The 14,044-nt window shown below is 26.6% G+C and carries 13 protein-coding genes; 2 read left to right on the top strand and 11 right to left on the bottom strand.

The annotated features are described in order from the left end of the window. Nucleotides 1-162: 162 nt before the first annotated feature. Genes J7M87_RS18845 through J7M87_RS18835 form a run of 3 tightly spaced genes read right to left on the bottom strand, consistent with a single transcriptional unit; the run spans nt 163 to nt 2,492 of the window. Nucleotides 163-762, bottom strand: a complete 600-nt coding sequence (locus J7M87_RS18845; protein WP_291653543.1) for an ATP-binding cassette domain-containing protein — start codon at nt 760-762, stop codon at nt 163-165. Further along, nucleotides 755-1,522 (bottom strand): ABC transporter permease subunit, encoded by a 768-nt coding sequence (locus J7M87_RS18840; RefSeq protein WP_291653541.1) that lies wholly within the window; start codon nt 1,520-1,522, stop codon nt 755-757. The genes J7M87_RS18845 and J7M87_RS18840 overlap by 8 nt, the downstream gene beginning before the upstream one ends. Beyond that, entirely contained in the window at nt 1,497-2,492 is a 996-nt protein-coding gene (locus tag J7M87_RS18835; RefSeq protein ID WP_291653539.1) for an MqnA/MqnD/SBP family protein, read from the bottom strand. The genes J7M87_RS18840 and J7M87_RS18835 overlap by 26 nt, the downstream gene beginning before the upstream one ends. 190 nt (nt 2,493-2,682) lie before the next feature. Between J7M87_RS18835 and J7M87_RS18830 the strand changes: the two genes are divergently transcribed. Beyond that, nucleotides 2,683-3,675 carry a DUF4003 family protein gene (locus J7M87_RS18830; protein ID WP_291653537.1) on the top strand — a complete coding sequence of 331 codons (993 nt, stop codon included), beginning with the start codon at nt 2,683-2,685 and terminating at the stop codon, nt 3,673-3,675. Between the two features lie 27 nt (nt 3,676-3,702). Here the strand turns inward: J7M87_RS18830 and J7M87_RS18825 are convergent, their stop codons facing one another. From J7M87_RS18825 to J7M87_RS18795, 7 genes are all read right to left on the bottom strand, one after another. Next, a complete protein-coding gene (locus J7M87_RS18825) occupies nt 3,703-4,644 on the bottom strand; it encodes a ribonuclease Z (RefSeq protein ID WP_291653535.1) in 942 nt (313 codons plus the stop codon). Nucleotides 4,645-4,859: 215 nt separating this feature from the next. Further along, entirely contained in the window at nt 4,860-5,567 is a 708-nt protein-coding gene (gene deoD / locus J7M87_RS18820; RefSeq protein ID WP_291653533.1) for a purine-nucleoside phosphorylase, read from the bottom strand. Nucleotides 5,568-5,885: 318 nt separating this feature from the next. Then, nucleotides 5,886-6,995, bottom strand: coding sequence for an N-acetylmuramoyl-L-alanine amidase (locus J7M87_RS18815; protein WP_291653531.1), 1,110 nt, complete (start codon nt 6,993-6,995; stop codon nt 5,886-5,888). Nucleotides 6,996-7,070: 75 nt separating this feature from the next. After that, the gene (locus J7M87_RS18810) at nt 7,071-8,369 is read right to left on the bottom strand and encodes a folylpolyglutamate synthase/dihydrofolate synthase family protein (protein ID WP_291653529.1); all 1,299 of its coding nucleotides are present in this window, start codon (nt 8,367-8,369) and stop codon (nt 7,071-7,073) included. Nucleotides 8,370-8,371: 2 nt separating this feature from the next. Then, the gene (locus J7M87_RS18805) at nt 8,372-9,166 is read right to left on the bottom strand and encodes an ATP-grasp domain-containing protein (RefSeq protein WP_291653527.1); all 795 of its coding nucleotides are present in this window, start codon (nt 9,164-9,166) and stop codon (nt 8,372-8,374) included. Continuing rightward, nucleotides 9,163-10,056: a RimK family alpha-L-glutamate ligase gene (locus tag J7M87_RS18800; protein ID WP_291653525.1), complete on the bottom strand. Its 894-nt coding sequence runs from the start codon at nt 10,054-10,056 to the stop codon at nt 9,163-9,165. The genes J7M87_RS18805 and J7M87_RS18800 overlap by 4 nt, the downstream gene beginning before the upstream one ends. Nucleotides 10,057-10,085: 29 nt before the next feature. Beyond that, on the bottom strand, nt 10,086-10,331 hold the full coding sequence (locus J7M87_RS18795) for a hypothetical protein (protein ID WP_291653523.1): 246 nt from the start codon (nt 10,329-10,331) through the stop codon (nt 10,086-10,088). A gap of 273 nt (nt 10,332-10,604) precedes the next feature. Between J7M87_RS18795 and J7M87_RS18790 the strand changes: the two genes are divergently transcribed. Continuing rightward, entirely contained in the window at nt 10,605-11,036 is a 432-nt protein-coding gene (locus J7M87_RS18790; RefSeq protein ID WP_291653521.1) for a hypothetical protein, read from the top strand. Nucleotides 11,037-11,220: 184 nt separating this feature from the next. On the opposite strand, the gene J7M87_RS18785 is transcribed toward J7M87_RS18790, so the two are convergent. Next, nucleotides 11,221-13,863: a valine--tRNA ligase gene (locus J7M87_RS18785; RefSeq protein ID WP_291653518.1), complete on the bottom strand. Its 2,643-nt coding sequence runs from the start codon at nt 13,861-13,863 to the stop codon at nt 11,221-11,223. Between the last annotated feature and the right edge of the window lie 181 nt (nt 13,864-14,044).

Raw genomic sequence — 14,044 nt, 5'->3', positions numbered from 1 at the left:
ATGATTATCACAGTTTTATAATTGATTGTTATATAATTAACAAATTGTTTAAATATGTTTTTCCATGTTTTTTAAAATATAATAAAAAAAGATATAGGATTTATTAGTTATTACACTAACTATCCTATATCTATATTACTCTATTTAATAATCTCACTTCTTTTAAACTTCAATTATTTCTTTTTTTACAGGCTCGTTCTTTAAAAAAATTATCTTCTTTGTAAACTCTTTTGCTTCGTTTATGTCATGACTTATAATTATAGCTGTTTTTTTATTATCATAAAAATATTGTTTTATATATTTAATAATATTTTCTTTATTTGCCTTATCTAAGCCTTTAAAAGGCTCATCCATGATAAAAATATCAGCATCATATATCACGGCTCTAGCTATATTTACTCTTTGCCTCATACCACCACTTAACTCATGTGGGTATAAATCTTTGCAATTTAATAAATTCATATTTTGTAATATATCATTGATTTTTGCTTTTCTTTCATCTTTCCTTAATCTATTTTTAATCACAATATCTAAATTATTATATACATTTTTCCAAGGTATTAATCTACTTTCTTGGAAAACGACACTAACTTTATTTCCACTTGAAATTAATTGATCTTTTATATATTTAGTTAAAGTACTCTTACCTATACCTGATTCTCCCATTATAAAGTTTACAGTGTTTTCTTCAAAGTTTATTGAGAAATCATCATATAATACTCTATCATCAAACCTTATGTTAACATTGTTAAATTTAATCAACTATATACCTCCTCCCATTAATTAGCTTGCCTGTAAAGTATATAATGATCTTATCAGTTATATAACATAATATTGCTACTATAATTATCCACGCAAATATACCTGATGTATTAAAATTAATTTTTTCACCTTGTATTGCAGTTCCTATTCCATATAACGGTTGACCATAAACTTCCCCTGCTATTACTACTTTAAGAACTAAAGAAAATGTTGATGTCACTATAGATGAAATACTAATTATTATTGCTTGAATATGTATGCTTAAAAGTTTATCAAAAAAACTAACCTCAAAAGCTTCAACCATTTCATTTAATTCACTATTTCCATTTAAAATCGAATTCACAGTTGTTTCATATAAAATAGGAAATGCTATAATTATTCCTATCAAATAAGGTGCATAATTTTTATTTAGCCAAATTAGTGCTATTAATATAAATGCTATTGTTGGTATAGATTTTAATATTGAATTAATTGGATATAAAAAGTTATATGCAAATTTATTAAATCCAGAAAATATTCCTAAAACTATTGCTATTATTAATGCTATAAAAAAGCTTATAAATCCTCTTAGCAATGAATTGATTATATTTAATAAAAAGTTCTTTTCTTTCATTATCCTTAATATTTCATTTATTATTTCACTTATTTTAGGCAAATAAATAGAGTTATTAATTTTATTGGATAAAAATATCCATATCACTACTATTATAAATAGCGATATGAATATAATCTTTTTATCCTTCATAGAAGAAGTCTTCATTTGGTATCTTTTCTCCTATTGATTTTGCATTTTCATTTTCTAAAACCTTAAAATACTCTAAGTAGTCTTCCTTACTATCTCTTGCCTTTGAAAAGCTTATATTACTATTTTTTATTGATTTTTCTATTATAGAAGCTTCTACTTGTGATCCATTTTCTACTGAATAATCTGCAGCTTCTTTATTATTTTCATTTACCCACTGAATAGAGTTATTTACCTTATCTATAAGTTCATTAAGAAAATCCTTATCATTATTTATTATTTCTTCTTTTACTATTATACTTGCTTGTGGAAATCCATTTTTACTATTAAATTTTTCTTTCCATAAATCATTTAAACTAGCTATTATATTTATATTAGGATTTTTACTTAATATAGTAGTTAATGCTGGTTCAGGTACCACAGCATACTTAGCCTTACCACTTAATATTGCTGGTGCTAATTCTGTAGCTCCTCCTACATAACTTAAAGTTACATAATTTAATATTCCACTTTCCTTTAATAAAGCTTTAAAAACTATATCTGGAGTTAGTCCATTCCCTATGTTATACACTTCTTTTCCTTTTATATCATTAAAGTCTATTTTTTCTTCAGTTGAAACTAAGTACAAAGCTCCATACCCAGTTGTCCCAACTAACTTATAACCGAGTCCCTTATTATAAGCTTGTGCTGCTAGATTAGATGGAACTATAGCTATATCTGGTTCTCCTTTCATAACTGAAGTTGCTAATGTATCTGATGTATTTTCTATAGAATAATTAATATTATAATTATCATTAATCTGTATATTTTCTTTTATTAATTTTGAGATTGCTGTAGATGGAACTCCATTTGGAACAACTATTGATATTTCTTTTCTTTCCGCATCTTGAGTTACATTTTCCTCCACTTTTGCTTTACAGCCTGTGAACATAAAAAATATAGTAGCCATAAAGACAATACTTAATTTAATTTTATTACTTCTTATCATTTTACCTACTCCTCCATACTTACTATATATTACCATTATAACATTAACCTTAATATACTCAATACCAATTAATACAATATCACCACCTCTTTATGAGTTATTTTTTATCACATAAGGCAGTTTTTATATTGATATTATCTTATTTTATATATATAATATTATTATATAATTTTGAGAGGAATGAAAATTTATGATAGAAAATAAAATTGAGTTACTAATCAATAATAGTAATAACTTAGAAAATGTAAAATCCACTTTTGGTATGGGTACATTTAAGAGATGTAATGCGCTAAATTTAACATTAAGAAATATTACCGCAAATGTAGAAAAGATTAATAACTGTATAGATATAATAAGAGGTAATTCTTCTATCTTTTCTAACTTTAGGGGAAATAACCTTTTAACTACTGCCGTTAATTTATCTATGCAAACTAATCCAGAAGAAAGCTTTAATGATATTATGATTATATATAGCAAGTTGAAGAATCATTTCTTCAACAATCAGTTTTTGGTTTTAGCTTCTCAAATAATATACAATTACAAAAATACAAATGATATTGATTTAATAGTTAAAAATACTAGAAAAGCTTATGATACTATGAAAAAAAATCATTTATTTTTAACTGGCCAGGATGATATTTGCGCTGCAGCTCTTATTGCAACAACTTCCAATAACTTAGAGCAAACATTTTTGGATATGGAGGAATGTTATAATATTTTAAGAAATAATGGTTTTTATAGTGGAAATAATCTTCAAGCTTTATCTCATATACTATCACTTTTTGAAGGATTACCCCAGGAAAAATGTAATAAAGTTATTTTATTGGATAAAGTTTTAAGAAATCAATCTGTTCCATTAAAAGGCTATTCTTTACCAATTTTAGGAGTTGCAGCTCTTACTAATGCTGATTATGAAAAATTTGCTACTGACTTAAATTCAATAAGTAATTCATTAAAGAAACAACGTGGATTTGGAAGCTTTACTTTAGGCCGAGATGTGAGAAATATGATTATAGCTTCTTTACTATCATTAGAATCTATAGAAGATACTAATTCTTTAATCAAAGAAAAATTAATAGAGACAACTAACAATATATCTTTAAATATAGTTATTATAATGCAAATAGCAGCAGCAACTGCTGCAACATCTGCAGCCGCTGCCGCTGCTGCTTCAAGTAATTAAATTTATCAAAACCTTAAAGTTTAAATATTATTCTTTGAACTTTAAGGTTTTTGTTATTTCATCTTCTCCAATTATTACATCACTAAAAACTTCAGTAGCATTTTCTAAATACTCATTTGGATTTAACATAGCTGGGCTAAAATGTGTTAAAAGCATTTCACACACATTACCATTTTTCGCTAAACCTGCTGCTTCTCTGAAAGTCATATGTTTATTTTTTATAGCCTTTTCTATATCTTTATCATCTCCATAAGTACCTTCACATATGAATAAATCACTATTTTTTATGAAGCTTGCAATACTATTTATTGGTCTTGTATCTGTAATAAAGCTTACTTTAATTCCTTTTCTTTCTTCTCCTAAAACCATTGTATAGTCATATTTAAACTCATTATAAATTATTTCATCTTCCTTTTGTAATTTGTTCCACAATATCTTAGGTACGTTATTTTTAGTAGCTTTATCTATATCAAACTTTCTTTTTCTTTTAAAATAAAAATTATACCCCAAGCAAGTAGATGAATGTTCAAGTTCTATGGATCTTAATATCAAATCACTTTTTTCACTTGTATCTAATTCGATTAAATCTTTATTTACATTAAAATATAATTCATTAGGATTTTCTATTATATTTAAATCATAAGGTAAATAAGGAGCAATTACTCTAAGACTATTTACTACATTTGTAATTCCTATTGGTCCAATTATAGTTAAAGGATGCTCTCTTCCACTATTCCCTATAGTCGAAAGAAGTCCTGGAAGTCCAACAATATGATCACCATGACAATGAGTTATAAGTATTAAATCTATTGCCTTAAATCCAAGTCCCATTCTTCTTATTGCTACCTGTGTACCTTCACCACAATCTATTAGTATTTTTCTTCCTTTATAGTTTATAAACAGTGAAGATAAATTTCTATTTGGCATAGGCATTCCTCCACCACATCCTAATAGTGATATATCAATCAAATTAATCACCTTCCTTCTTACTATGTTGTAAATTTTAAATTTATATTTTTAATAATCTATATATTAGTAAATAACATAGTATCTCTATTATTATTTATCATATTTAAAACTTATAATCCAAAATATATTTATTTATTATTACATATTAGTTAATTTTTTATATTAACAAAGACAGTAGAATAATTATCTACTGTCTTCACTTAAATTACAAATAATTATTTTGCTAGTTCTAAAGCTATTTCCATCATATCAGTAAAGCTTTTTTGTCTTTCTTCAGGGCTAGTTTCTATTCCTTTAAATATGTGGTCAGAAATTGTAAGAATAGATAATGCTTCTACTCCAAATTTTGCTGCTAGTGTATAAAGCTCTGCTGATTCCATTTCTACAGCTAAACAGCCATAATCAGCCCATAACTTTATTCCTACATTAGTATCATCATAGAATAAATCTGAAGATAAAACATTACCAACTTTAATATTTAATCCTTTTTCTTTTCCTTTATTGTATGCTTCTAATAAAAGATCAAAGTTTGCTGTTGGCGCATAATCCATACCTTGAAATCTTCTTTTATTTATTGCTGAGTTTGTTGAAGCACTTTGTGCTAAAACTATATCTCTTACATTAACATCTTCATTCATAGATCCTGCTGATCCAATTCTAATAAGTCTTTTTGCTCCATAAAATTGAATTAGTTCATTTACATATATAGAATGTGATGGTAATCCCATTCCTGTTCCTTGTACAGATATTCTTTTACCTTTATATGTACCAGTATAACCATACATTCCTCTAACTTCATTATAACAAACAGGATTTTCTAAATAATTTTCAGCTATAAACTTAGCTCTTAATGGATCTCCTGGTAATAATACTGTTTCTGCTATAGCTCCTTCATCAGCCATTATGTGTAAATGCTTTGCCATCTGTTAAAAGCCTCCTTAATTTATGATTAATAAAATACTATCATATTTCTAAAAACAAATAAACATTTTCACTTCAAATTATCATTATTGTTACATTTGTTATCAAAAATAAAATAATTTTTACTCTTCATCATATATTATTCACTCTTTCCTCATAGTTATAAATTGCGAATCAATTTATTTTTAATGAAGTAATTAAAAAATGAAAAAATTAAGGTGAAAAATCCTTAACTCTTCCATTTTTCACTATCTTGCTTTGCAAAATATAAAGAAAGTGTAATTAGTAGAATTAATTTTACTAATTACACTAAAATTTATCTAATATATTGGATTATTTGTAATACTGCTGTCATTGTCTCTTGGAGCATATATATTTACTCTTCCAAAGGTTTCAGTGTTTATTGTATAAACATCACTTTGTGGATTTCCTAAGATTTCATAAGATAATCCTCCATATCTTGATGGTGCTAAAAATCCTACTTCATTTCCTATAACAGGTGCTCTATTTAATGAATATACCCTCCAAGTAACAACTGATTTATTTAAATTCAAATACCTTTTACTTGATGATGAACCTCCAGATGATCCTGGTGTTCCTGGTAAAACCCCTGTGCTATCGCCATATAAAGCATTAGTAGTAATTGAACTATCATTATCACTAGGAGCATATATATTTACGCTTCCAAAGGTTTGTGTATTTATAGTATATACATTACTTTGTGGATTTCCTAATATTTTATATGATAGTCCTCCATAAGTTGATGGTGCTAAAAATCCTACTTCATTTCCTATAATAGGTGCTTTATTTAAAGGGTATACTCTCCAACTATTAACTGATTTATTTAAATTTAAATATCTGTCTGTACCAGGGGTAGTTGTTGGTGGATATACTGGTGTTTCTGGTTCATTTGGTGTTGATACTTCCTGACCAACTAATCCTTTTACTATAGCAGTTGCGATTCTTTCAGGATTATAAATATTCATATCACTAGAATCAATAAAACAACACTCTACTAGCATTGATTTAGTTCTTATTCCTCCAACTACAGCTAGTTCACTACCATTTTTTATTCCTCTGTTTATATATCCTATAGCATTCATTTCTCTTAAAATATTAGATGCTTCTACAAGAATAGAGCCACCTTTTGTATAAATTTCAGCCCCTCGTCCCCCACCTGCATTTAAATGAATTGATACTGAAATATCTGCTGCTGCTGAATTAGCTGAAGAAACTCTAATTCTTAAACTCTCAGATACGCTTAAAGCATAATCTGGTGATACAACAACAACAGAATGTCCTAAACTCTCTAATTTAGCTCTAACCTTTTTTCCAATTTCTCTTGTACAAACTTCTTCTCTATACCCATTTCCCGATGCTCCAGTATCAGGTCCTGACAAACAGTGTCCATAATCTAACACTATTTTCATATTAATCACCTCAATATAAAATATGCAATGATTATGTTATCTGACATTATTCTTAATAAAAATCTACAAATATCCTTATATATTGTTAAATTTCTTTCTTATTTCTCCTATCATATAAAGTGAACCAGATGCAACTATTAAATCATTTTTATTTGCTTTACTTAATGCTATATTTATTGCTTTATCATAATCATCAAAAGCAACACAATTATTATTATATTTAAATACCACTTCCTTTAATTCATTTGAGCTAGTTGCTCTTATTGAATTTGCAGTTACTGTATAAACTTCAGCAGCTAATGGAGCTATTATTTTAACCATTTCTTCAACATTTTTATCTGATAAAATTCCAAGTATTAAATATATATTTTTATATTTAAAATACTCCTCTATGTTACTTTTAAGAAATACTATACCTGCAATATTATGAGCTCCATCAATTACTACATATGGAGCTTTCCTCAATACTTCAAGTCTTCCTTTCCACTTAACACTTTTTACGCCTTTATATAATTTATTAATGTTAACATTTATATAATTTAAATTTTGAAGTTCTTCCAATGCTTTAATTGCTAAAGATAAATTAATTATTTGGTGTTTGCCAAGGAGAGATAAATCTACGTCATGTTTATTATTATTAAAATTTATTGAAACCCTTTGATAAGGAATATCATCATTTACTATTTCCAATAAACTAAAATCATTTAAATCTGCAATAGTTAATTTAGATTTCATTAATAATGCTTTACTTTTAATAATATTAATAGCTTCATCCTTTTGCTTACATGTTATAACTGGAATAGATTCTTTTATTATCCCAGCTTTTTCATTAGTTATTTCTTCTACTGTGTTTCCTAAAATATTTGTATGATCTAAGCTTATAGAAGTTATTATTGATAAAATTGGTGTAATAACATTTGTTGAATCTAGTCTTCCTCCAAGGCCTACTTCTATTAATCCAAAATCAACTTTTTTTCTGCACAAATATAAAAACATAATACATGTTAATACTTCAAATTCAGTTGGATGCTTATATCCTTCTTCTACTACTTTATTAACATATGGCTTTATTTCATCTAATAAATATACTAAGTCTTCTTCAGGTATATTATCATCATTTATTCTTATTGTTTCTTCTATTTCTTCTAAATATGGTGAATTAAAAAATCCTACTTTATACCCATGTTCAATTAAAACTTTACCTAATATAGATGATGTTGATCCCTTTCCATTTGTTCCTGCTATATGTATAAGCTTTAATTTTTTATGTGGATCTCCAAGTAATTCTAATAATCTTTCTGTACGCTCCAACCCATAATTTGAACCTAATACTCTTAGCTCCTCTAAATATTTTAATGCTTTTAAATCTTTCATATTTATTTCATTCCTTTAACACTGTTTCTTATATGTTCTAAAAATAATTCCATAGTATTATTTACTCCTAAATGACTTAACATCCTACTTCCAACTGCATCTTCAAATTCATTGAATAATATTTCACCATTTCCTAAAAGTAAGAAATCAATCCCACCAAAATCTATGTCTATATTATTTAGTATTTTATCTAATATTTCTTTTTGCAAAGATGAATATTCAAATAATTTAACCTCGCCACCTCTTGTAAAATTAGATAAAATATTATCCTCTTTAGGAATCCTAATTACTGAATTTACTATATTGTTATTTATAATATAAAATCTTATATCTCCAACATAATCTTCAATAAACTCTTGATAAACATTTTTATTAAAATCTACAGAATTAAAATATTTTAATATATTTATACCTATTCCACCATGTCCATTTTTAGGTTTTTCTATTATCTTTTTATTACTATTTAACTCTTCAATACATCTATAAATCTTTGGATATTTAATATCTAAAGTTTCCATAAAATTATATGCTTCTAATTTATCATTTCCAAGCCTACAAAATTTAAATTTATTAAAAACTCTTAAGCCTATTGATTCTAAATTATAAGTTATTTTAAAATCTCTAGATCTATTTATAGCAAATTTATATTTTGAATTTACAATTTTGTAATCTATATCTTTTGTTAATATAAGTTCCAAATCCAAATTGTATTTTATTCCATCTTCTATTAACCAATTTATATAGCTTTTATTTTTTTCTACATCTATTTCATCATAAATAACTAACCCTTTTATCATAAACATTCCTCTAATATATATTTTAATATTTCTGCTCCAAAACTTTTTCCCCAAAGCTCTTCAAAGCTTAAAAAATTTAAATTGGAATTCACTTCACATAATATAGGTTTATTATCTTCACCAAATAATAAATCTACGCCTGAAAAATCTAAACCTAATACCTTATGAGCTTTTAATGCAATCTCTTCTTGTTCTGTTGTTAAGTTTATTAATTTACCTTTTCCACCTTGAGATATATTAGCTCTAAAGTCTTTATCAGACTCCCTAAGCATAGCCCCTATCACTTTATTCCCTATGATATTTACTCTTATATCTTTTCCATAACTACTTTTTATATTTTCTTGCATAATAAAGTCTACATTTCTTTTATTTAATTCTGTAACCTTTTTAATAAACTCTTCTTTATCTTTTATTAAATAAACCTGCATACCAAAAGAACCCTTTGATTCCTTTATTATTATTTCTTTGCCAAGTTCCTCATAACATTTTATTAAATAATCTTCACTATTTAGTAAATAATCAAAAATCATTGGTGATAATATTGTTCTTGGCATTTGTATATCATTATTAGAAAGTTCTAAATGCATTAACCCCTTATGATCGCAATATTCAATGGCTTTACTTGAATTAAAGACCTTAAATCCCATCTTTTCTAAGTGCCTTGCTAATAATACATCTTTGTCCCAAAATATAATAAATTTTGGGCTTTCAAGCTCTTTTAAATATAAAAGCTCAGCTTTTCCTTCATTATTATATGTAGGTATTATCTCCGTATTTTTAACTGCCTCTAACCTTATATTTAACTTTTTTCCTTCAGTTATCAAAGATTTTACAAGCTTATTTATTTTAGGAATATTTAATGTTCCATTATAAATTATCCATCCTGTCATAAGTACTCCACTCTTTCTATACTTAATATTTATTTAATGCTTTCGCCTTTTTCCCATAACTTTTTACCTAAAAAATATCCAATTATAATAAGTAAAACATTTATTATAATTGTAATACTTATTAAAAATCTATTTGCTATATTTATTTTATTTATCATTACTACTGGTATAAATATCAAATAAAATAATACTAATAAACTTATAATTAAATTTCTTATAAAACTCTTTTCACCTAAGGATTTAAATGGCTGCCACCATATATTAAAATTTCTCATTTTTATATCTCCTATTTTTTCATAATTATAAATAATTCAATTCATTTAATGTATAATGTCAAATTTGCATTTCTTTAAAACTACTTTAACAAGCTTTTGAATTCATTATAAATTATAAGTTTTTAATTATGTAATAACTCTTAATTATCCTACTTTTATCACTTTTAAATTTTTTTGTCAATATAGCATCTTAGTTTATTACTTTTTATTAATTGAATTTTATATTAAGGTACTTTACAATAATAAATATAAAACCTAAAGAAGGAGCTTATTATGAACAATTTAAATGAAGCATTGAAGTTAAATTTAGATAAAATATCTATTTTTGAAATAGATGAAGAAAAGTTGATAGAACTTAAATCTTACGATTACTATATGCAAACAAATTTTTATTTTTGGTTAATTAATAAGATAAATTATTTTGAAAATGAAAATCTTTATGATGAGCTAGCATATGCTCATTATTTAATGTCTTACTTTATTTTTATTATCCTAACACCTTTATCATATGAAAATTTAGCATTTAATCATATTAATAAAGCATTAAAATATAAAGATGAACTTAAATATAAGGAGTGGTTTCTTATTTTTTCAACTCTTCCAAATAACTTTATAAAAACTTATGATGCAATAAAAATTGCTGAAGAAGTTATTGAAAAAGATCCAAGTAGTACTTTAGCTAATACTATATTACAAATGTTTTAAAAACACTAAAGGCCCTAGCTTAAGCTAGAGCCTTTAATGCCTTTTATCTTATTAAATCTTTTATCTTAAATATTATAAACCAAATACTCTAAATTAGAAACAAAAATTTTCTTTAATAATAAAATAAATTCTTTTAATGTTGTATAGCAATGAATATTATTTTAATATTAAAAAATAATATATTCTATTTTAAAGTATCTATTCTAACTAAAACTGCATTAAGCATTTCTTGATATTTTTCTCTCTTTTCTTTTTCACCATCAATTACAGCTTGTGGTGCTTTAGCTACGAATCCTTGATTAGATAACTTTTTATCTATTCTTTCTACTTCGCCTTCTAACTTTTTCTTTTCTTTATTTAATCTTTCAAGTTCCTTTTCCTTATCTACCAAATCTAAAAGCGGCATAAATAATTCTCCACCTTTAACAACTAGTGATACTGCATTTTCAGGAACCATAGTTTTATCATCTATAAATGATACTTCAGATGCAGATGCTAACTTTTCTATATAGTGAACTCCAGAAATAAATGCATCTTTTGCTTCACTTGTAGCATAGCTAATTACTTTAGCTTTTCTTGATGGTGGAACATTCATTTCAGCTCTTACATTTCTTAAACCTTTTATAGCTTCAATTATAAAGTCCATATCCTTTTCAGCTTTTTCATCATTTAAGCCTTCATTATATTCTGGCCAATTTGCAACTACTATTGAATCGCCGTCAGTTAAAGTAGTATATATCTCTTCAGTTATAAATGGCATTACAGGATGTAATAACTTAAGTCCAGTTTTAAGAACATCATTTAAAACATTATAAACTATACCTTTTTGCTTTTCATCTTCGCCATATAATACGCCTTTAACTAATTCAATATACCAGTCGCAGAATTCAGTCCACATGAAATCATATACCTTTTGAAGAGCAATTCCAAGTTCATATTTTTCCATGTTTTCAGTTACTTCTTTAACTAAAGTATTCATTCTTGAAAGAATCCACTTATCAGCTAAACTATATTCTTTGCAATCAGCATATTTCTCCATTACTTCTTTATCAAGATTCATCATAACAAATCTAGAAGCATTCCACATCTTATTTGCAAAATTTCTAGCAGATTCAACTCTTTCAGGAATGTATCTTATATCATTTCCTGGAGAGTTACCAGTTACTAGCATAAATCTTAAAGCATCTGCTCCATATTCATCTATAACTTCTAATGGATCAACACCATTACCAAGGGACTTACTCATTTTTCTTCCTTGAGAGTCTCTTATAATTCCATGAATTAAAACTGTATCAAATGGAGTTTTATCCATATTGTGTATTCCTGAGAATATCATTCTTGCAACCCAGAAGAAGATAATATCATATCCTGTAACTAATACATTTGTTGGATAGAAGTATTCAAGATCTTCCGTTTCATTTGGCCATCCTAAAGTTGAGAAAGGCCATAAAGCTGAGGAGAACCAAGTGTCTAATACATCTTCATCTTGATGCATATGTTTTGATCCACACTTAGGGCAAGTTTCTGGTGCATCTACTTGAACTATTATTTCTCTACAATCATTACAATACCAAACTGGGATTCTATGTCCCCACCATAATTGTCTTGATATACACCAATCTTGAATATTTTCCATCCAATTGAAGTATATTTTATCAAATCTTTCTGGAACAAATTTAGTTTCATTATTTTTTACTGCTTCTATAGCTGGTTTCGCTAAAGATTCCATTTTAACATACCATTGTTTTGATATTATAGGTTCAACTACAGTTCCACATCTATCATGAGTACCTACATTATGAGTATGTGGTTTAACTTTAACTAATAAACCTTGCTCATCTAAATCGCTAACCATTTGCTTTCTAGCTTCATATCTATCTAATCCTTGGTATTTTCCACCTAGCTCATTAATAACACCATTATCATCCATAACTCTTATTTGAGGTAAGTTATGTCTAAGACCTACTTGGAAGTCATTTGGATCATGAGCAGGAGTAATTTTTACGGCACCAGTTCCAAATTCTATATCTACATAATCATCACCAACTATAGGAATTTCTCTATCTGTTAGAGGTAATTTTAATGTTTTTCCTATAAGATGTTTAAATCTATCATCATTTGGATTAACAGCAACAGCTGTATCTCCAAGTAAAGTTTCTGGTCTTGTAGTTGCAATTTCTAAATATCCACTACCGTCAGCTAATGGATAATTTATATGCCAGAAGCTTCCTTCTTTTTCTTCATACTCTATTTCAGCATCTGAAAGTGCTGTAGTACATTTTGGACACCAGTTAGTTATTCTATTTCCTTGATAAATTAAGCCTTCGTTATATAGCTTAACAAAAACAGTTCTAACTGCTTTATTTAAATTTTCATCCATTGTAAATGCTTCTCTTGAGAAGTCACAAGAAACTCCCATTTTCTTTAATTGAGTTCTTATTGTATCTCTATACTCATCAGCCCATTCCCAAACCTTTTCTAAGAATGCTTCTCTTCCCATTTCTTTTTTGATTAAGCCTTCTTTTAAAAGTTCATTTTCAACCTTAACTTCAGTTGCAATAGAAGCATGGTCTTGTCCTGGTAACCATAAAGTACAGTATCCTTGCATTCTTTTAAATCTTATAAGCATATCTTGAAGTGTATTATCAAGCGCATGCCCTAAGTGAAGCTTTCCAGTTATATTTGGTGGTGGCATAACTATAGAAAAAGGCTTCTTATTTTTATCGATTATTGGTGTGAAATATTTTTTTTCTTCCCAAAGCTTATAAATTCTTTCTTCGAATTCCTTTGGATTATATGTCGTTGCTAAGTTTTTCTTTTCAGACATCCTTTTTGCCTCCTTTTTTATTTATATAGATTAAAGATAGATACCTAAAAGTTTGCTTTTATTGAAATTAATAAAACTAGCTTAATAAAGATATTAATTTTATTTCTATTATATAATTTGAAGGTTCATATAATAACTTATTAATCTTTACTAACTACATATTAAATTTTTATATAATCAA

Origin of the sequence: Clostridium sp., assembly GCF_017888565.1 — a bacterium.
Classification (GTDB): Bacteria; Bacillota; Clostridia; order Clostridiales; family Clostridiaceae; genus Clostridium.
This window is presented reverse-complemented; position numbering and strand designations above follow the sequence as displayed.

What these genes read in the sequence shown, in the direction of transcription:
- J7M87_RS18835 (WP_291653539.1), bottom strand. Translation starts at nt 2,492, where the DNA reads ATGATAAGAAGTAATAAAATTAAATTAAGTATTGTCTTTATGGCTACT.
- J7M87_RS18800 (WP_291653525.1), bottom strand. Translation starts at nt 10,056, where the DNA reads ATGACAGGATGGATAATTTATAATGGAACATTAAATATTCCTAAAATA.
- J7M87_RS18795 (WP_291653523.1), bottom strand. Translation starts at nt 10,331, where the DNA reads ATGAGAAATTTTAATATATGGTGGCAGCCATTTAAATCCTTAGGTGAA.
- J7M87_RS18790 (WP_291653521.1), top strand. Translation starts at nt 10,605, where the DNA reads ATGAACAATTTAAATGAAGCATTGAAGTTAAATTTAGATAAAATATCT.
- deoD (WP_291653533.1), bottom strand. Translation starts at nt 5,567, where the DNA reads ATGGCAAAGCATTTACACATAATGGCTGATGAAGGAGCTATAGCAGAA.
- J7M87_RS18840 (WP_291653541.1), bottom strand. Translation starts at nt 1,522, where the DNA reads ATGAAGACTTCTTCTATGAAGGATAAAAAGATTATATTCATATCGCTA.
- J7M87_RS18810 (WP_291653529.1), bottom strand. Translation starts at nt 8,369, where the DNA reads ATGAAAGATTTAAAAGCATTAAAATATTTAGAGGAGCTAAGAGTATTA.
- J7M87_RS18830 (WP_291653537.1), top strand. Translation starts at nt 2,683, where the DNA reads ATGATAGAAAATAAAATTGAGTTACTAATCAATAATAGTAATAACTTA.
- J7M87_RS18805 (WP_291653527.1), bottom strand. Translation starts at nt 9,166, where the DNA reads ATGATAAAAGGGTTAGTTATTTATGATGAAATAGATGTAGAAAAAAAT.
- J7M87_RS18815 (WP_291653531.1), bottom strand. Translation starts at nt 6,995, where the DNA reads ATGAAAATAGTGTTAGATTATGGACACTGTTTGTCAGGACCTGATACT.
- J7M87_RS18785 (WP_291653518.1), bottom strand. Translation starts at nt 13,863, where the DNA reads ATGTCTGAAAAGAAAAACTTAGCAACGACATATAATCCAAAGGAATTC.